Below are 18,900 nucleotides of genomic sequence, written 5' to 3'. Positions count from 1 at the left end.
TGTAACATTTTTCACCGCCGAAAGCAAGCCTTTATCCGCCCCGCGCCGCTCGCGCCGATTTGCCGACAACACGGCTGTTTTAATAATAATACGACCCCTTATAATCGAACGGTCGGAACCGCGTATTGTCGTAAATTTTTTTAGTGTCGGCAAGCCGCGCGTAACTTTTTTCGTACAGTCTTAACGCCGTGCCGTCGAACGGCAAGCGATACACAAACCGCGCGTCACGCGCCGTTTTTTCGTAATCCGTGCCGTCGTAATCCCCCACGCACAAAAACACATTGTAACCGTGTTTTTTGTAAACGTCCATTTTTGAGCTTCGCGCCTTATGCTCGCCCGACGGAAAACACAAAACGCGCGTTTCGCCCGCTATGGGCGCGATATAACGCGCCCACGCCGCGCAGTCTTTTTCTATCTGCCGCGCGTTCATCGAATTAAAGTACTTATGATAGTACGTGTGCGACGCGAAAGCGTAGCCGAGTTCTTTGAGATGTTTGACAAGCGCTTTACACTCTACTGTGTCGCTCTCCATACGCGCCTCGCTCACCCGACAGTCGGGCGTAATCCTGTAACCGAGTATGCCGTTATATCCGTTTACGCACAGCGTTGCGCGCGCGCCGTCCACCGAAAAATCAGGGTGTTTTTCGATAAAACTTTCGAGTATAGTAACGTTCTCGCGCTCGCGCGTCGTATGCGGCGAAGCGTTTGCGGTATAGTCGCACACCCGCCCGTCGTACAGCACAAGTTTGTCTATGCACCCGCGCCCGACGGTGTCGTAAGTCATATCGTCGAACGACATGACAAGCGGCCGCTTGCCGCGCGGCATGTACAGCGGTTCTGCGCGCAACGCTCTGTCCAAGCCGATTAGCGCATAACCGTTGTCGTAAAGCTGATCGAGCAATGCGGCAAACTCCTTTGCCGTAAGATGATCTTTATCGAAACAGTCGCGCAAAGAATTTTTAGGCGAAAACGCTTTTTCTGTATCGAACACCAATTCGTGCGTGAAAATGTGATCTATTTTTCCGTCGTACAGCACGCGATCTTGCGTGCCGCACGTCGCCGTCCGAGGCGCGACGACCGCTTTACGCGCGTTTTGCTCTGCCGCAAAATTCGCCGCAAACGCCGCGCCGATAATCACCGCGACAGCCGCACACACAGCCGCTATACGCCGTAAAACACTTATATTCCGTTGCCTGCCGTTAAACATATATATAGCATGCACAGTTAGACGGTATATATCCGACAGAGTTAATGCCTACTAAAACGGCAAAACAAAACCCGACGTTTTATGTCGGGTTAATGCGTTTAGCCTATTTCGTTAAGTCGTACAATTTCCGCAAGCGCGGCGTATGCCGCGGTCGTGTTCGCGCGCACTTTTATGGGCGTAACGCGATACGAATCGTAAGCCTCGCCTCCGTCCGCTACTTTGTTGTTCACTCGATCGTACAAGTACGGATACAGCGTTATTTCGCCCACGCTGCCCGCAGTGTTGCCGATAAGCACTTTTACGCGATCGAAGTAAATCGTTTCGCCGTCAACCTTTAACGACTGCGCCGTCGAGTATTCCAAAACGCTCTTATTTTCCGTCGGGTCGTATTTGTATTGCGCGGGTTTATAGACATACTCGACCATGTACTCGCTGTTAGTCGCGCCGATATTGCCTATAGCTTCCGCCGTCATTTGAATTTTTTTGCCGTCGCCGTCGCGCTTAAAGTTATACGAATAGTCCCAATTCCATTGGAGAATAGCGTTCATAACGCTGAAATCCATATCGTTCAAAGCGTTGCGAATTTTGCTCTGCTCGCCGTCGTTGGTGGACATAGGCGCGGACGTGCCGACCTTATACAGGTCGTAACGCTCGGGCTTTTTAAGCCCGTCGAGCGGGTCGACGCGCACGGAGCAAAGCACCGCAACCGCGATAAGGATAAGCGCGGCTATGCCGACCACGACAGCGACGATTATATTCGCCTTTTTGTGCGAGCCTACAACGGTCACGCTTCCCGATTTATTTGTTTTGTTCTTGTTCTTCGACATATAGTTTTCCGTCCGAAACAATTATTCTTATCGTTGATTTTGTCACGCCGACTATTCGCGCGGCGCGTTGTCGCCGTCCTCGGTGTTCGCGGGTTTATCCGCGTCGCTCGCCTTGGGTTTGGGCGTGCGCTTGATGGGCTTTTTGGCGGGCGCGCGTTCCGCTGTCGGTTTGTCCGTTTCAGGCTCGACTGCGCCGTCGTTTTGCAAGCCGTTATCCGCAGTTTTTGCGGGCGCGTCCGACTTATAATCGAAGCTCGGCTTTTCCGGCTCGGTTATAGGCTGAAAGTCAGACAGCTTTTTGATAGGCGCTTTTTCCATGTCGTTCTTGTGCGCGGCTTTGTAGCTCAATCGCTCGGCAAGCGCTTTTTTGACTTCGTCGGGCGACGCGCCGTCCATTAGCATATCGACTTCTTCGGAATAAATGGTTTCGCACTCCAACAGCACGCGCGCCATGTTCTCCATAATCTTGCGGTTCTCGGTCAAAATCTTGACCGCCTTGGCGTGCGCCTCGTCTAACAACCGCTTGACCTCCGCGTCTATCTGCGACGCGACCGCTTCCGAGTAAGAATGCTGGGTCTGATAATCCCTGCCGAGGAACACCTCTTGACTGCCGCCGTAATACACGGGACCGACTTTGTCCGACATGCCCCACTCGGTGACCATTTTGCGCGCAACGTTGGTAGCCTGTTGCAGGTCGCCGACCGCGCCTGCCGTGTAGTCCTCGATGACAAGTTCTTCCGCCGCTCTGCCGCCCATGGCTTGCGCGAGCATGCCGAGCACCTTGCTGTGCGAAATGTGATTGTTGTCGTTGTCGGGTCGGTACATGGTGTAGCCCGCAGCCTGACCGCGCGGGATTATAGACACCTCTTGCACGGGATCGCAACCCTTTGTGCGGCGCGCGACGATGGCGTGACCCGCTTCGTGATAGGCGGTAATGCGCTGATCGACGGGCGTGACAAGCCGCGATTTCTTTTGCGGTCCCATGACGACCTTATCAATACCCTCGAACATATCCTCCATGGTTATGCGCGTGCGGTTGTCGCGCGCGGCGAGGATTGCCGCTTCGTTCAAAAGGTTTTCTATGTCCGCGCCCGAAAAGCCGCTCGTAATGCGCGCTATCGCTTGGAAATCGACGTCCGACGCGAGCGGTTTATTGCGCGCGTGCACCTTTAATATTGCTTCCCTGCCGCGAACGTCGGGAAGATTGACATAAATCTGACGGTCGAACCGACCGGGACGCATGAGCGCGGGGTCGAGAACGTCGCTGCGGTTGGTCGCCGCCATGACGATAATATGCTCGTTGGACTCGAAACCGTCCATTGCGACAAGCAACTGGTTGAGCGTTTGCTCGCGTTCGTCGTTGCCGCCGCCCATGCCCGCGCCGCGCTGACGACCGACCGCGTCGATCTCGTCGATAAACACGATACAGGGCATGTTCTTTTTGGCTTGGTCAAACAAATCGCGCACTCGCGACGCGCCCACGCCGACAAACATTTCCACAAAGTCCGAGCCGGACTTGCTGAAAAACGGCACGTTCGCTTCGCCCGCAACGGCTTTGGCAAACAAGGTCTTGCCCGTTCCGGGAGGTCCGACCAAAAGCACGCCGTGCGGCACGCGCGCGCCGACCGCGGTAAACTTCTGCGGGTTTTTAAGGAACTCGACAATTTCTTTAAGTTCCTCTTTTTCTTCCTCCGCGCCCGCAACGTCCGAGAACCGCACTTTAAGTTGGTTCTGCATGTTGGCTTTGGTCTTGCCGAAGTCCATTGTGGACTTGGTGGAATTGCTCATCGCGCGGAACATGAAGATCATAAGCACGACAAGCATCAACAAACCGAGTACGGGTATGATATAGTCGGTTATGGACGTGGCGTAACGATCGTTAAACGACAGAACTATGTCTTTGTTCTCGCCGTTGTTGTCGTTATAATTAGTTACAACTTCGATAATAAGCGTGTCGCGCGCAAATACTTTGTACGCGACTTTGTTGCCGCTACTGTCGGTCTTGACGTATGCCGTATCGTTTTCAAGGTAAATCTCAACGACGCTCTCGTTGTTAATATCCTTAACGAGCTCGGTATAAGTCTTTTCTTTATAACCCGTCGAGGCGTAAACGATTACCCAAACGATAACCCCGATAAGAATAACGCTGATAACGGCAATTAAAACTTTAGTGCTTGTTTTCAACTGGATTCCTCCGCATTATTGAATAGTATAACACGTTTGCGGGAATTGTACAAGCGTTTTTTGCACCGTACCTGCAAATTAGTCAAGCGTTTTTAGCATACTTTTTCATATTTTTTTAGAAAATTTTTAGAAATATTTTAGAATGGCGGTTTTGCCCCGCCTTTTGCCGTTGTTCTCGCCTATCATACCATATTTCGGTGTATCGGTCAACCGTTTCCGCTGTTTTCGGACGTGGCAAAAGCGCCCTTGCTTGCAAGCAAGGGCGGCGCGCGCCGCCGGTTGCTGTTGTTAAGCCGCGCGATCGGAATTCTTTACAAATCGCACTTTGCCGCTAATCGCACCCTCTTTGAGCATTTGCAAAAGCTCGGCGCGTTTATCGAGCGGGCTTTGCATCGCCATTTTGCCGTTGCGGTCGCGGAGCGCCGTATGCGGCTTGCGATTATAGCGGTTTAGCCATTCGCGCATTTTGTCTTGCAGCTCTTCAAAGGTCGAGAACGTCAAGTAATTATAAAATCGCTCTTGGTCGGTTCGGTGCGATCGTTCCACCTTGCCGTTGTGTCGCGGCGTGTACGGTCTTATAAGCTGATGCTTTATGCCGAGCCGGTTCATAATTTGGTCGGCAACGTGAACCTTTCCCTCGCCCGTTCCTTTCGGGTTCGTGAACTCTGTTCCGTTGTCGGTTTGAATTTCAATCGGCGCGTAGCCGAAATATACGACCGCCCGCTTTATAAAGTCAACGGTTGAGAAGCCGCTATGCTCTTTGTATGCGTATATAAACCGCTCGCGCGTCGCCTCGTCTATCATTGTGTATTGGAAGCACCGCTCCGTCCGGAATATTCCCCGTCCGCATTCAAGCGGCACGAACTTCACGTCGAGCTGCCATTTTTGCCCGAGCATCTCCGGCGTGTCGTAGGGCTGCGGCTGATACTGTTCGTATACTTCTGCCGGGCGTAAGCATTGCTTGCGTATGTATTTGTACATAGTCATATAGTGCCGCGAATATGCGTACTTTGCCCGCAACTCTCCGTACAGCTCGGTATAACCCATTGTCGGGTTATCGTCCATTACTTGCTGTATCTCGCGCTTTTCTTCTTCCGTTTGGCTGTTCGGGTGTGGCGTTTTCGGTCGGCTCGATTTGTTCTCCAAACTTTCGAGCGTACCGTCATATAGCTTTTTCCACCGCCAAAGGCTAACGCGCGTACACTTTTCTTTGCGGCAAACGTATAGCCAATGCTTATGCTCTACGAGCCACATATCAAGTATGCGCTTCTTCTCTCTTGCTGTGAACTTGACCCCCTTCATATCTTCACCGCCCTTGCAATTCTTCAAACGCTCGCCGTATGAAGTCCGCGCGGCTCATATTATGCTGTTGCAGTATCGCGTCGTAGGCGGCGGCTTCTTCCGGTTTTAGTCGCGTACCCCACTTCACGCTGTCGTGCTTGTGCGTTTCGCGGTATTTGCGGTCGGCGGCTTTTTGTGCTTCGGTTCTCATTGGTTGTCTTTCCTCCGTGTCGCAATTATATCACGCCCCCGTGATATTTGTCAATAGGCAAAAAGAAAAAAGCGGCTGATTACTCAACCGCTTTTGCTGTGTTCGCCGCTGCGACGCAGCGCTCTTTCTTCTCTTTTTCGAGAAATTTTTGTACAAAGTCAAGCCGCAGCTTCATTTTCGATAGCAGCGTGCCGCGCACGAAAGACTGCCCGTCGCTCGCGCCGAGATATACGCTCATTGCTGTACGGAATAGCTTTGTAAACGTGTTTACCAAAATTGCAACCGCAAAAGCATTCGGCTCAAAGAATAGCGTACTAAACGCGATCGAAAACGAAAAAAGCATAAATAGCTTTCTGAATACAAGATTGCCGATATGCGCTTGTTCGTTCGTTTCCATATTCTCGTCGTCGCTGTTCGTCCGCTCCGCTCTGCTGAATATCGTCGCTATGCGAATGCGGTTGTACTTTATGTGGCGCGTCCTCGACAACTTTATTGTGTTGCCGCGAACCGGTAAAAACTCGATATCGGTTTCGGCTTGGTCGAGTAGCTTTTGCCACTTGGCTCGCGACTTGTCTTTTGTTATTTTGGAGAGCTTGAATTGTATGTACGCCCGGTATGCTTTTAGTTTGCGCACGGCGTTTTCGGTGTTCACGTAATCTTCAAAGCTCGTTGTTAAGTCAAGCCGCATAAGCTCGGCGTGTGCAATATCGAGCTTTTTTTGCGTTTCAACAACTTCGGTGTTCTCGCGTAGCTCTTTTTCTCGGAAGAAGTCGCGCACCGAAAGCGTTACCAAAATTATTGACAAGCCCGTTAGCGCGAGCATAATCCAATACGACGGGTCTTTGAATATCGCCGGATTGAAGCCCGCATGAACGTAATCTATCAAAATATCGGCAACGGTCGAAAATAGCAAAACGGCAACCATAAAAAATTGCCGATAATTGAATTTGTTTTTAAGATCGCGGAGCTTTCCCATACTCTCTTTTTCACTTGTCGCCATTGTCGGTCCCTCCGTTCTTCGCGTGGATCTCGCGCGAATATAGTACGTTGAATACAAGCCCCACGCCGTAGCTGATGCCGATATAGCCGAGCGTCGCCGATAGCGTTACGAGCTGCGCTTCAAGGGCTTTGAACGCGATTACCGCCGCCACAATAAACAGCAGCGGTATTATCGAGCCGAACAGCGCTTCGGCTGTTTTTATCTTCTTCAGCTCTTTTTCTATCGCGGCAATCTCGGCAGGGTCTTGTTTTGTTTTTAGATCGGCAAGCATTATATTTCCTTGCGCTTTAAGGTCGGTTAGCTTTCTATCTATGAACAGCTTTTTTATTACCCAAAAAATGAATATCAGAAGCAAGATGCCGGTTATAGATATTTTGAAGCCGATCGCCGCTTTCGTGTTCGTTATCGTGCTGTATCGTACTATTACAAGCACGATCGGAACGACCGCCGAAAACAGCAAATGCAAAAGGAAGAACGCGAGCCGTTTCTTCGTCATTTTCATTTTGCGTCAAGCCCTCCGAAATTCACGCCGCCGTCCGTGTCGGTCGGCTCTTCGCCTATCTCGATCGGCTCTTGGTTTAATTCTATCGGCGTAAGCTGAACGGTCATTATCTCTTCGGCTTCGGGCGGCTTGTAGCCCTTTTCGAGTAGGTTTATCGCGCTTGCAAGCTCGCCACGTTCGGCATCGCTCAATGCTTTAAGTTTGATTTGCGCTTTTGCAATCGCTATCAAAATGGGCGCGACCGCGCCGACCGCGTCCTCTACTTTTTCGATGCGCTTATCTAACGCTTGGGCGGTCTTTTTGAGCGATTTCTCCGTAACCGCCGTTACGTCGATATTCAGCGTTTTGCCCGCCAACCTTTCGGCGACGCGTTGACTGAATGTGTCTACGTTGTATGTACCGTCGAGCAACGTAAAATTCTTTTTAAGCATCTTGTTCGTAAACGCCCGAACGATTAGCGTTATGATGCCGCCGCTTCCGAGCGCGGCGAGTATAGCCGCAACATACGGCTGTATTATTTCCCATACATAGTCCATTGTTTATACCTCCAAAGATTACCCGATAACCGTCGGGTCGTAGTTTTTTTCGAGCGCGGTTATTCGCCCGGAGTGGCTGTTGATTGTTTCTATTGCTTCGTTGTACTTGGTTGCGAGCGTCTGATTTGCTTCTATAACGCTTGCAAGCGCCTTTGTTAGCTCGGAATGCCGCTCGGCGTGTTCTCGCTCGGCTTGCGCGCTTGCTTCCTTGTAGCTGTCAAATTCGGCTTGTAGCGTTTCAAAAGCGGCAAGCAGCGCCTCGTACTCGGCGCGCTCTTTCGCGTTGGCTCTCTCTATTTCCGCGAGCCGCGCGTACAGCTCTTTGTCGTCCACGCCCGCCGTGATTTGCCATTGGGTCTTGCGTAGCGATAGGAACGTGCCGACCTTGAGCGTTTGGCAAACCCACGAATGCAGTATCTTGTCGTCGTATATCTTGCAAACCGTCAGCCCGATGCGCTGCTCTTTTGCGAGTAGCTGCTTCGGCACTTTCGCCGCACCGTCCGCTATCGTCGCCCGGTATTCCACGCCGACCTCGTCACGGAACAGCGCAATGTACACGCCAGCGTCAGGCAAAACAAAAGACACGGCGAACGTGTCTTTTATATCGCGTAATATGGGTGTCGGATCGATTATAACGCCGACGTCGGAATTGGCTATTAGCTCGTATCGCATGGCTTATTCCTCCAATGCGGCGGCTACGGCCTCGCGCCATTTTTGCGGCACCTCGTCGAGCGTCATTTTTTCGGCGCGTATAAGGTCAACGTATATCTTAACCATTGTTGCCCCCTCCCGCTATCAGCGCGGCAAGCTCGGCTATTGCGAGCTTATTGTTGATACTGTCTTGCTTGTGCCATTCGGCTATGGTGTACTGCGTTTCGTCGTACTCCCAACCGTGAAAGCCGCGCCGCTCGTCGGTGTCCGGCTCGTCTATGCGCCGAATGTTTTTGCGCTCGTAGACGGTGGTTTTGCCGAATTCCAAATCAAGCGGCCTCTGCTCTTGCGAGCCTCTTACTATTGCCATTTTGACCTCCCAAAAATTTATTGATTGTTTTGTCTTTAAGTCGTGCGCTGTCGCACCATTTCAAGATACCGCTATACGATCCGACCGTGCTTTGCTCGGACTTTGTAAGCGGCTTGCCTTGATTTTTCTTTCGCTGTAACTTTTTCGTCTTTATGCACAAATTCTTTTTCGTGCTTGTGTGCAAAAGCGTGTATTTGCCGAAACAGCGATAACCGACAAAATCTATGCCGCGCACGGTTGACGGAAACACTTGCCAATTCTCTTTGACGGTAAGATTTAGGTTGACCGCCAAATACTCGAAAATTTCGCGCCGCAAATTATGTAGATACTCTTTGCTGTCGCTCAAAATAACGATGTCGTCCATATACCGCAAATAATACTTGATGCGCTTTTGCTCTTTCGTCCAATGGTCGAAATACGACAAATAAAAATTGCCGAAATATTGGCTCGTGTAGCTTCCTATCGGTATGCCTTTCGGGTTTCCTTTGTCGTAGCTGTCAACTATATCGTCCAATAGCCACAGCAAATCTTTGTCTTTGAACTTTCGTCGCAATAGCGATTTCAGTATTGTTTTGTCGATATTCGGAAAGAACTTTTTAACGTCGAGCTTTAAGCAATAGCGCGTTCCGCGCGGGTCGTCGGTCATATATTGGTGCATCTTCTTGAGCGCGGCGTGTGTACCTTTTTGCGGTAGCGCCGCATACGTTGTCGGTATTAGGTGCTTGCAAATTATTTCTTCGATTACTTGCATCACCGCCCATTGTATTATGCGGTCGGGGTAATAAGGAAGCTCGGCGATCGACCGCCGCTTGCCACTGTCCTCTATCTCGAATATGTGGTATTTTGACGTCGTGTACGTTTTGTCGATTAGCATTTGTCGTATCTTAACGCAATAACCTAAAACGTCGCTGTCTACCATTTTGACCGCTTTATAATGTGTCTTGCCCTTTCGCGCGTTTGTATGCGCGCGGACAATGTTGTTTATGCCCACTATTTTCTCAAATAGGTTGCCGTATCTTTTCATAAAGCTTTTGTGTCCTCTTCGGGCTTTCGATTTCTCTACTAACTCGAATGTTGAGATTATTTTATTTTGCCAAGCGGCAAGGCGATTTTTACCAAATATTTGTATCAAAAGTAGGTGTGTGCCGATATTCGCATTCGCATTCGACGTCGAATTGTTGCAATTGAAATAGAACGCTCCTGCATTCGTGTCATTCGAGCGATTGCCCCCGAAATTCGGAACATAGACGGTTAATCATCGCCTTAAAAAATTTGTTTGTTGTACATTTACGCTTTCGGGCTATCAGCCACAAAAAGTCAAGCGCGCGCCGAAACTCGGAAGCGCATACGACGCCGAACAATTGCAATCCAGCCGGAACGCGCCCGCACCCGCGCCACCGCCATAACCGCCCCCGAAAACCGGGACATAAGCGGAATTGGTTATATAGCCGTAGTCGGCGTAATAAGTGGTTGTGCTTGCACCGCCCGTTTTCGGCGTAAACGCCAATATGTTGTCGCCCTCCACGTCTTTGATATACGAATAGCTAACCGAGCCGTGCCGTGCGTGGCTTTCGTACCCGTCGCCGGTGTCGTTGAAATTTCCGTCGGCTACAAGCACGATATTGTTGCCCGAAACGTAACCGTCTACCCATTGATAAAGGTTTCCGTAAAAGTCCTCGATGCCCAAGAACTTGACCGTATCATCTGCGCTTGCGGCGGTGTTCGTGCCGTATGTCATTCCTTTTTCATCGGTCGCGCCCGTATCGCGGAAATTGCTTGCGCTTGTATATCCTTGCCCGAGCGCCGCTTGGCTGTTTAAGTTTTTGAACATAACGACATACAAAACTTGTAGCGCGGTCAGCTTGTTGAAAGAAAGTTGCTCATACCCCGCGCCGTTCGCTTGCGCTGCCGTTCGCGCCGCGCCGATCGTGATATTGCCCGTTACGGTTTTGCCGGTCAACGAACGCAGTTTGTTGTTGCTGTCCTTATATCCCAAGTATGCGCCGATATAGAACTTGTCCTTGCTCTCGCCTTTGTAGCTGAACGCATAATCGGTGAAACCCGCCATAAGCGCGTTTGCGATTTTTACCTCGACGTAATTTCCGACGCGCTCGATTTTGTAATAAAACTTCGGTATCTCGATCATAACGTCGCCCGCGTCGCCGCTTTCAATATCTGCGTCCGTACCGTTCTCGAACTGTGCGAAATTGTCGGGGTTTAAGTACCCGACCACCGCGCCGTTTTTGAACAAGCAAGGGCGTATCGAATTAAACGGATACCGCGTCAGCCAATCGCCACCGTTGAACGCTCCGTTGTTACCGTGCGCCGGAAGCAAACCGACCGCATTGTCGGTATATTCGCAAGCCGTTTCGGGGTTGCTGTCGGTGGTATCGATGCGAACACCGTAAACCTCTACCGCGCTAACGCCGGGAGGTCCTTGCTCGCCGCGATCGCCTTTGTCGCCTTTGTCGCCCTTATCCCCTTTATCGCCTTTTTCTCCGCGAGGTCCGATCACGTTTCCCAAATCGAACTCTTTGTTTGCCATAGTGTGTTATTACCTCCAAAATTAAAATTCTATGATTAGATGCCCGTATGTCGGGCTTGTTTCGTCGCGCTCAACGTGCATCGGGCTTGTTTCTATGTCGGGTGATACAAGCCACAAATGCCCGTCGGGGCGAACTTCCATACGGAAGAAGCCCGTCGGCACCGGCAGCAATATTCCCGGCTCGCCCGTGTCGCCTTTTTCGCCTTTGTCGCCCTTTATGCCTTGCGCGCCCGATAGGTCGGTAAGGTACTCGTAACCGCTCGGCTTCTTAATGTACAGCTTGGCGTTGTCGGCGTCGTCCACATTCCCGGTGTCGATTATGACAAAGCCGTACTGCGGCACCTCGTCCGTTTCAAAACCCGCATTCATTGCTTCTATGCTCTCGTATGTCTTGCTTATACGGAAGCCGACGCCCTCCGGCAAATAGAAATCGAATACGGGGTCGTTCTCCGTACCCACGTTTACGACCATTGCTTCGCTCTCGGGCGGCAGCGTAACAACCTTGCCTATCTTGATAAATGCGGGCTTGCCTTGCGGTATATCGAAATCAAATACCGCGTCGCTCGTCGTGCCGCTGTTTCTGACCGCCGCCGGCTCGGTGTAGTCGACGGTCGTTACCTTGCCGATCGTAAACTCGCCCGTGTCGCCCTTGTCGCCTTTCAGTTCGCTGAATTTGAGCCGTCCGTCGTCCGTCAGCGATACACTCGGCGTGCCGACCTTGTCCGCGTCGCTGTTATCTGGCGGCTGCAGCAGCGCGTCGACGCTGTCCTCTAACTGCTCGACTTTTACGGTCATATCGTTTAACCGCGCTAATTCGCCGCCTACGGGGTCAACCGTCGCACCGTCCGACACGTCGCTGTCGCCGACGTTCGTCTTATATATGCCGCTTGCAAGCCTTGTAGTGGCTTTGTCGTCGCTGTTTACTTCCGAATATGTGAATACAAGCTCAAGCTCGCCCACCGTGTCCGTAAAGGCTTTCGGCAGCGGACACTCGAAAATCATATATTTGGCGTTTTCGATCGCCGTGTCGTCGACGTACAGCATATTGTAAATGTCTTTGTTGAATTGCTTGCGGTTGCCGAACTTGTCGACCGCCGAATGAAATACCGTACATAACGGGCTTGTGGTCGGCGAACGGTTTTGCGTTACCGGGACGTAGCATTGAAGCACGACGAAGCCGTAACCGCCTTTGTATAGGCGCGTTTCGGCTATCGGGATCGCCGTGCCGCTTACGCCGAGCTTGACCGCAATTCTTCGGAGCTGTTGAATTTCTTTCATTGGAATACCTCCATAATTGATTTGACTTTTCTTTCTAAAATCTTTATAATAAAACCACCTTTTGGAGGTGGCTATCATGAAAAATAAAAGCCTTTTTCGCACCATGTGCGTGTTGCTGTGTGCCGTGTTCGCGTTTGCTCTTGCCGGGTGTGGAAATACCTACACGGACGAAGACGACTACGCAAATTTTGTAAAGTGGCAAGCTCGGTACGAAACCGAAAAGGAACTTGTCGAGCTGCTCCGCGAATACGACGCCGCTTATACGGCGTACAGTAGCGGCGTAGGCGGCGGCTCAAGCATCGTCTTTTCGGTTCGTGGTGTTACCGTGCTAACCGACGCCAACGTCGCCGCCGCGTGGGTTGCGTATGACAGCATAAATGGCTATTGTGTATGTATTGAACTTGATAATTCTGGCGCAGCGACACTTGCCGATATTACAACTTCAAATGTCGGTGAGATTTTAGAGGTCGCCGAAGTTAATGACGGCAATAGAACGGTGCTTTTTTCGGCTGCGATACATGGGACGGTTAGTAACGGCAAAATGTTGCTAAATCAAACGACAGAAGCTGCCGCAAAAGAGCTGTGCTGCAAATTCGGCACGGGCGCTATAAAAATTGCCGCTGCCGCATACAATGCCAAGCGTGCCGCTGTATCAGCTCGCGAGGTAAATAGCGGATATTTGCCCGCCGAACTTCCGGAAAGCCCTGAATATTTGGACGTTTCGGTATACTTGCAAAAAGCCGAAGCTATGGGCTTCTAACCACCGACCTTACATACAAAGGACAGCGCAATTTGCGTTGTCCTTTTATTTATGCCAATTATTAGCTCGCGTTCTCCGTCGGACGTTTCATACCCGAAAGCGATTGCAACATAATTACTCGGGACGGGGTTTATCGTTATAACACCGGTGTCGTTATTGTACGAAAACCCGACCGAAATGCCGCCGAGTGGCAGCAGCTCGTCGTTGTCGGTGAGCGGCGCGGTGTATGCAGAGCATTGTACCGGTTTTTTCTTTTCTTTCCAAAACCCGGAGCCGATAATTATTTCGTCTTTACCGGCAAGCGCATTGAATTGCGGCACAAACTTGATAGCTTCGCGGTTGTCCTTGCGTAACTCGTTATTTATGGAAACCGACAGCGGCGTTTGAAAACTGTCAACATACAGCGGTTGCCGCTCGATTTGCGCTACTGACGGGGTTTGTTCGCCGAATAGTTTTAGATCGTATAAATCAGCGTTGCCGAATTTGTCACAGTATCGAACAGGCAATAATGCTCGGTATGCTCGCGCCGAAGCATCTATTTTTGTGTTCAATAGCGCGTTAGCGTAAATAGCCGCTATGTCGCTGCCGAGCGCGTTAAATGCCCCCGCCATATTGTTGGCATTCTGGAAGTTAAAACCCGCGCTGTCCATAACTTGCGACCCCGCGCTGTAATTGTCCTCCATTTCGATTGACAAGCCAAGACTTGAATGCAAACTAAAAACGTGAACGGGTTTTACAATGTTGATACTCCATTCGTTTGCGTTGCTCTCGCGGTTTCTGAACGTAGCCACCGCATATCGTATCGGCGCTGCGTTGTTCGATAATACTCGATCGAGCAAACACTTTCGCCCCGCTGCCGTCAGCTCGCTTGTGTGTTGATGCGGCTCGGTATCTACTATGACAAACTCGTCTTTTGCTACGGAGCGCCGAATAATGCCTGTCGAAGCTATTTCGTAGAACCTATTTTCAGCCGGAATTGATACTATGGAACTTAATCGTTGAAAGTCCTTGCTGTAAATAACGACCGCGCTCATGTACTCGTTATAGAACGGAATTGTTATCTCGCTAACATAGTGCGGTACACCGTCTATGTTTTGCAAATCACCCGCTTTTGGTAAATCGTCGTAATGCTCTACCACTAAATCGCGTTGCCTTGTTTCGTTTCCCGTTCTTTTAAGCTCGCCGACAAGGTTTCTACCGTAAAAATCGGAATTAATCACCTTTTCGGTTTGCCCACGATACGAGCGCTGCGCGGGGTAATAGTCATTTATCGTGTTGAGCATAAACTTGCGCAAATCCGGGCGAAACAGCCGCACGCGCGTTTCGTCATAGGTTCTATATTTAATCTTGAATATATAGTCGTTTATGTTGACGCTCGACGCTACGGTGTTATACCACCAAATGCGCCCGATAATGTTCTGTATGGCGGTATTCTCTTCGCCGGACGATATCGGGTTCGGGCGCTTGTACTGCAAGCCCTCGATCTTGTTGCTTCCGAGCGTATAGTATAAACAACTGCCTTTGTTCGGCGTGTATTGTGCGCGGAAGTCCAAAATTTCATAGATGCTTTTTTCGCAAATAAAGCTCGCGCCTTTTATTATCGAATTCTTCAGTAGCGGCTTCCAATCATTCGGCGCGCTTCGTTTAGCCACATAAAACTCTTCTATTCCATAGCACGGGCGGCTTAACTGCAGTATCGCGTTATCGGCGTAAACTAACGAGCTGCCGTCGTCTGATTTGGCACAAATCACCTCTTCGATCGTGCTATCGTTATTGACGAGATTATTCACATAGCTGTCGAAACTCGACAAATACTCTGCAAGATTGCGGCTATTGTACACGGACGTTACGCGTCCGGCTGTCGGCGTGATTTCGCTTTTACCGAGCTGCAAAAAATCAAGATACAGCAAATCGTCTTGTCCGAAATAGCAATACGGTATGGAATGAATATAGCGCCCAATATACAAGCAAACGTCGTATAGCGTTTTGCCCGAATTTTGGCTCTCGTATATCACCGTCATTTGCAATTTTTGCCGCACTTCGTCGGTCATAGCAAACGGCAGCGGGTCGCCCTCTTTGTAATTGCCGGTCGTATAAAACGCTTTCAATAAATACTCGTAGCAATTATATTTGTACTTGTATTCGCTCGGCGTTGGAACAGCGACGTCTATCGGGGTATCGTCAAATTGACCGTCTTGGTTGCATAAATCTAACACGTCGAAGCTATAACGAAGCTCCGGGTATTGAAGTTTGTTTTCTTCCCCAATTGGTACAAAATAAGAGTCGTCGCTCATATTATACGCGACGCATTTGGTGGGAACGCCCTTTTTGATCCACTCGGAACGTATAAGCGGAAAGTCAGGGTTATTGTAGCCGTAGTCGGGTTTTTGTTGCTGCATATTGCGATTTCTCACATATCGCATATTATATCGCCTATTGGGTTTTACGGGAAACCAATAATATTTGACCGCACCAAACTCCGGCGGCGCCCAATATGCTTTATGGCTGCTATTGAAATAGTCAATATACAAATCGTCGGTAGTATCTTTGAATGACGGTGCTATGGTTGCGCGCGAAACATATCTACCCGTTACGGTGTTGTCGGTAGGGCTTTTCGTGTATACGCCTTTGTTAATGGGTGTGTACGGTCCGGTCTTAAAGTTATTGATTACGCCGTTGCGAAATCCTTTTGTGTCAGCTGTACATAATTCTATCGTTCGAAGTAGTCTTTCCGGTACTATAACCTCGCCCGTTTCTAAATCGATTTCTTCTACATAAACGTCATACGCAAGCTGGAACTTTGTTTCTTGCCCTGTGCTTGGGTCGTATTCTGAACACCACAACGGACAATATGGAATATACGGGTATGCGTAATAGCCGCACGCTATCTCGTTTCCGTCCTTATCAATTCTATATAACTGATTGTACCCGCTTCGCGCTTTGAAATAGATAATTTTCGACCACTCGTTCAAACCTTTGTGTAATGTGCCGTCGCTCGACGTATACGGCGACGGGTCAAAAGCATAGGTGTAGTATTTATTAAACGTGGTTTGTGCATCGCTCGGTATGGTTGCTATTTCGTCGCGTATTGCGTCGGTTGATATTAGCTGTAAATTCGCTTTCAAAGCGCCCGTATCTAAATACTGCACCATATCTTCGAGCTGATATGTAAGTGTTATATTGTCTACGGTGTACTTTTGCAATAGCGCGATCGGCTCGGTGAATTTGACCTCGTGCGCGTTGTATTCCGCACTTGATAAAACTTCTTTGTATGCGTTGTCAACGTCCACAACGAAGTCGTATGTGTCTTTGAGCGTATAGCTTCCGTTTATGCGCTCGAATATCGAAAAGCGCGCAAAAAGCGACGACAGCAGAGCTTCTTCTCTATCAAGGTACATTTTTACCGTCATTGTCGAAAGCGTTTCGTCAAGCGGGTCTTTCAACGTAAAAGGCTGCAAACAAAACGGCGTGTAGTCTGTCCATTCGCCGTTTTCCTTTATTTCAAGTTTATACTTGTATTTCAAGATATCACCTCAATATTGATGCAATCTACCGTTGCCAATCGTAACACCGGAGCGTTGCAAGTTTACCGCGCGCGCCGTGTCGAGCTTCCACGCGTCGTACTCGTATTCACGACGACGCTCTTCGTATTTGCGTTCTTTGTCTATATCGGTTGTCACGCCGCCGAAAATAGCGCCGCCGACCGCGCCGACCAACATTCCGACCGGACCGAAAGCCGCACCCATTACAGCACCCGCTGCCGCGCCGCCGAGAATGCCTTTCGCCATTTGTACTGACTCTTGCACTTTTTCTTGTTCTCGTGCCACGCGCTCTTGTAGTGCGCTGTCGCCCGTCGTCATGCCGATACCGCTTATCGCAAAATTTACGCTTGCCGAAACTTGCCCGAGAACTTGCTGCGACACCGTAATTACAGCTCCCGCAACCGCCAAGCCTTTTGCTCCGGCGAAGTCCTCAATAGAAGATTTTATCGCTCCGACCGGGTTGCTCAACTTTTTGACCTTGTCCTTAACTTCAGATTGAAAATCGTCCTTTTCTTCGGCATCGTCGGCGTTCCCTTTTTTGCTCGAATTCCCCGACGTTTGTTTTACTTCTATGACTAACTTTTTCATAGCCCACCCTTTGGCGCGAATACCGCCGCCATAGTGTTAAATGTAGTATTCATGCTGTTTATTGTGATTGTTTTCGGCAGCACCTTGTAAATATATACTTCTGCGGCCTCGTCCGAACCTATTGTGATGCGCATATAGATCGTTTCATTCAAATCGTTGACGGTTTGATTTTCGGCGTTGCATCGCAAGGCAATAGAGCGTAGTTTTTGGGTAAGCGGTTCGTTAAACTCGTACAGCGAGAGGCTAATGCTGTTGCTCCGCGACACGTTTATAAATCCGCTGTCCGCTTGATTTGCAAGCGGTAGCGCGATTTGGCTCGCGTTGTATACATACGTCCACGAAGTGTACGGCGCGATTAAATAGGTTTCGCCGCCGTCGAACGACATTTCTATTTTGTAATCGTCATAGCTGCTAATGCTCGGGGCAAGCTCCATTTTGACCGATATGCTCAATATTGCCGCTTCGCCGATTTCTGATGCTGATTGAATGCTTTGCGGTTGGAGAACGCCGAACTCAATCAGCATACTGCGCTTGAATTCTCCGATTTCGATCTCGCATACTTCTCCGCAGTACGCCGCGTTGCATTCGTCTATTAGCGCTTCGAGTAGTTTTATTTTAGACGTTTGCAACCATGCCGTGAGCCGCCCCTCAATCGTTAAATGGTCTATATCTCGGCTGTACAGCCTTTGCGCGTTTATAAGCTCGCACAAACAATACGCTTGGTTCAGCGATTTTTCCATACTCTCCAAATAATCGACGGCGGGCTTCACTCTTCGCTTGTATGAATAAAATTCAAAGTTAAGAGCTTGCGTTGCTGTCGCTTTTTCGCCGTCTATATCGGTGTCGAAGTCCGCCGATTTTAACACGCCTTGTATGATATCAAGCAAGACGTCGGCGGTCATTCTTATACGTTTCATTATATCTCCTTTAACTTATACCCGACGCGCCGCGCCCACGCTTTTTGCCGTTCGCGGTACGGCTTTATTGAATGGCTCGGTATGGTATTTTGGCTGTTGAATTCCGGGTTATAATTCATGTTGTCGAGTATTTCGTTTAGAAATTTGAGCTTTTTGCGCGGGTCGTCAAGCTCGGCGATTTGCGCAATACTCGCCGCGCTCGTATATACGCGCCGATTGTCGCGTATGTTTCGCAATAGGCTTGTTGAATTGTTGAACATAGCTTCTAAAACGGTCTTGCAAGCCGTTACAATACGCATAACGCTCGCGCTCGTCTTTCCGGTCACTTCTATGCCGTTTGTCGTTATAGTGCCGTTTAGAAAGCCATTTATTACGCTGCGGCAGCGTGTATATATTTTGTAGTCGCTTATTTCGCCGCGCTCTATGTCTTTGCTGTTAAGCTGCGGCACAATTCCGGCAAGCCGCTTATCGCAAAAGAAATCTTGCATACGAAAAAAATTG

General features: G+C 49.8%; 19 protein-coding genes. 1 reads left to right on the top strand and 18 read right to left on the bottom strand.

What is annotated here, in order from left to right; genetic code table 11:
• Nucleotides 1–79: 79 nt before the first annotated feature.
• The 14 genes from NFR57_RS06810 to NFR57_RS06745 all read right to left on the bottom strand — a co-directional run bounded on the left by NFR57_RS06810 (nucleotide 80) and on the right by NFR57_RS06745 (nucleotide 12,592).
• The gene (locus tag NFR57_RS06810; protein WP_251183091.1) at nucleotides 80–1,207 is read right to left on the bottom strand and encodes a polysaccharide deacetylase family protein; all 1,128 of its coding nucleotides are present in this window, start codon (nucleotides 1,205–1,207) and stop codon (nucleotides 80–82) included.
• Nucleotides 1,208–1,305: 98 nt separating this feature from the next.
• Entirely contained in the window at nucleotides 1,306–2,034 is a 729-nt protein-coding gene (locus tag NFR57_RS06805) for a hypothetical protein (protein WP_251183090.1), read from the bottom strand.
• Nucleotides 2,035–2,085: 51 nt separating this feature from the next.
• On the bottom strand, nucleotides 2,086–4,218 hold the full coding sequence (gene ftsH / locus NFR57_RS06800) for an ATP-dependent zinc metalloprotease FtsH (RefSeq protein ID WP_251183089.1): 2,133 nt from the start codon (nucleotides 4,216–4,218) through the stop codon (nucleotides 2,086–2,088).
• A gap of 288 nt (nucleotides 4,219–4,506) precedes the next feature.
• The gene (locus NFR57_RS06795) at nucleotides 4,507–5,520 is read right to left on the bottom strand and encodes a DDE-type integrase/transposase/recombinase (RefSeq protein ID WP_251183088.1); all 1,014 of its coding nucleotides are present in this window, start codon (nucleotides 5,518–5,520) and stop codon (nucleotides 4,507–4,509) included.
• 4 nt (nucleotides 5,521–5,524) lie between these two features.
• The gene (locus tag NFR57_RS06790) at nucleotides 5,525–5,710 is read right to left on the bottom strand and encodes a hypothetical protein (protein WP_251183087.1); all 186 of its coding nucleotides are present in this window, start codon (nucleotides 5,708–5,710) and stop codon (nucleotides 5,525–5,527) included.
• A 79-nt stretch (nucleotides 5,711–5,789) separates the two neighbouring features.
• Entirely contained in the window at nucleotides 5,790–6,710 is a 921-nt protein-coding gene (locus NFR57_RS06785; protein ID WP_251183086.1) for a hypothetical protein, read from the bottom strand.
• Nucleotides 6,697–7,212, bottom strand: a complete 516-nt coding sequence (locus tag NFR57_RS06780; RefSeq protein ID WP_251183085.1) for a hypothetical protein — start codon at nucleotides 7,210–7,212, stop codon at nucleotides 6,697–6,699. Before NFR57_RS06780 ends, NFR57_RS06785 begins: the two co-directional genes overlap by 14 nt.
• Nucleotides 7,209–7,748 carry a hypothetical protein gene (locus NFR57_RS06775; protein ID WP_251183084.1) on the bottom strand — a complete coding sequence of 180 codons (540 nt, stop codon included), beginning with the start codon at nucleotides 7,746–7,748 and terminating at the stop codon, nucleotides 7,209–7,211. The genes NFR57_RS06780 and NFR57_RS06775 overlap by 4 nt, the downstream gene beginning before the upstream one ends.
• An 18-nt stretch (nucleotides 7,749–7,766) precedes the next feature.
• Nucleotides 7,767–8,420: a hypothetical protein gene (locus NFR57_RS06770; protein ID WP_251183083.1), complete on the bottom strand. Its 654-nt coding sequence runs from the start codon at nucleotides 8,418–8,420 to the stop codon at nucleotides 7,767–7,769.
• A 3-nt stretch (nucleotides 8,421–8,423) separates the two neighbouring features.
• Nucleotides 8,424–8,525: a CD1375 family protein gene (locus NFR57_RS06765; protein WP_251183082.1), complete on the bottom strand. Its 102-nt coding sequence runs from the start codon at nucleotides 8,523–8,525 to the stop codon at nucleotides 8,424–8,426.
• Nucleotides 8,518–8,769 (bottom strand): hypothetical protein, encoded by a 252-nt coding sequence (locus tag NFR57_RS06760; protein WP_251183081.1) that lies wholly within the window; start codon nucleotides 8,767–8,769, stop codon nucleotides 8,518–8,520. Before NFR57_RS06760 ends, NFR57_RS06765 begins: the two co-directional genes overlap by 8 nt.
• The gene (locus NFR57_RS06755; protein ID WP_251183080.1) at nucleotides 8,729–9,793 is read right to left on the bottom strand and encodes an RNA-directed DNA polymerase; all 1,065 of its coding nucleotides are present in this window, start codon (nucleotides 9,791–9,793) and stop codon (nucleotides 8,729–8,731) included. The genes NFR57_RS06760 and NFR57_RS06755 overlap by 41 nt, the downstream gene beginning before the upstream one ends.
• A 279-nt stretch (nucleotides 9,794–10,072) precedes the next feature.
• Nucleotides 10,073–11,314, bottom strand: a complete 1,242-nt coding sequence (locus tag NFR57_RS06750) for a hypothetical protein (protein WP_251183079.1) — start codon at nucleotides 11,312–11,314, stop codon at nucleotides 10,073–10,075.
• A 21-nt stretch (nucleotides 11,315–11,335) separates the two neighbouring features.
• On the bottom strand, nucleotides 11,336–12,592 hold the full coding sequence (locus tag NFR57_RS06745) for a hypothetical protein (protein ID WP_251183078.1): 1,257 nt from the start codon (nucleotides 12,590–12,592) through the stop codon (nucleotides 11,336–11,338).
• 76 nt (nucleotides 12,593–12,668) lie between these two features.
• On the opposite strand from NFR57_RS06745, the gene NFR57_RS06740 reads away from it, so the two are divergent.
• Nucleotides 12,669–13,352 (top strand): SecDF P1 head subdomain-containing protein, encoded by a 684-nt coding sequence (locus NFR57_RS06740; RefSeq protein ID WP_251183077.1) that lies wholly within the window; start codon nucleotides 12,669–12,671, stop codon nucleotides 13,350–13,352.
• Here the strand turns inward: NFR57_RS06740 and NFR57_RS06735 are convergent.
• The 4 genes from NFR57_RS06735 to NFR57_RS06720 are packed head-to-tail and all read right to left on the bottom strand — an operon-like array spanning nucleotide 13,349 to nucleotide 18,887.
• On the bottom strand, nucleotides 13,349–16,876 hold the full coding sequence (locus NFR57_RS06735) for a hypothetical protein (RefSeq protein WP_251183076.1): 3,528 nt from the start codon (nucleotides 16,874–16,876) through the stop codon (nucleotides 13,349–13,351). The genes NFR57_RS06740 and NFR57_RS06735 overlap by 4 nt on opposite strands.
• A 9-nt stretch (nucleotides 16,877–16,885) precedes the next feature.
• Nucleotides 16,886–17,482 carry a hypothetical protein gene (locus NFR57_RS06730; protein WP_251183075.1) on the bottom strand — a complete coding sequence of 199 codons (597 nt, stop codon included), beginning with the start codon at nucleotides 17,480–17,482 and terminating at the stop codon, nucleotides 16,886–16,888.
• Nucleotides 17,479–18,399 (bottom strand): hypothetical protein, encoded by a 921-nt coding sequence (locus tag NFR57_RS06725; protein WP_251183074.1) that lies wholly within the window; start codon nucleotides 18,397–18,399, stop codon nucleotides 17,479–17,481. Before NFR57_RS06725 ends, NFR57_RS06730 begins: the two co-directional genes overlap by 4 nt.
• Nucleotides 18,399–18,887 (bottom strand): hypothetical protein, encoded by a 489-nt coding sequence (locus NFR57_RS06720; RefSeq protein ID WP_251183073.1) that lies wholly within the window; start codon nucleotides 18,885–18,887, stop codon nucleotides 18,399–18,401. Before NFR57_RS06720 ends, NFR57_RS06725 begins: the two co-directional genes overlap by 1 nt.
• Between the last annotated feature and the right edge of the window lie 13 nt (nucleotides 18,888–18,900).

It is taken from the genome of Anaerocaecibacter muris (assembly GCF_943192945.1).
GTDB classification, from domain to species: Bacteria; Bacillota; Clostridia; order Christensenellales; family Pumilibacteraceae; genus Anaerocaecibacter; species Anaerocaecibacter muris.
The sequence above is the reverse complement of the archived record's forward strand: the minus strand, read 5'-3'. Positions and strand labels throughout refer to the sequence as shown.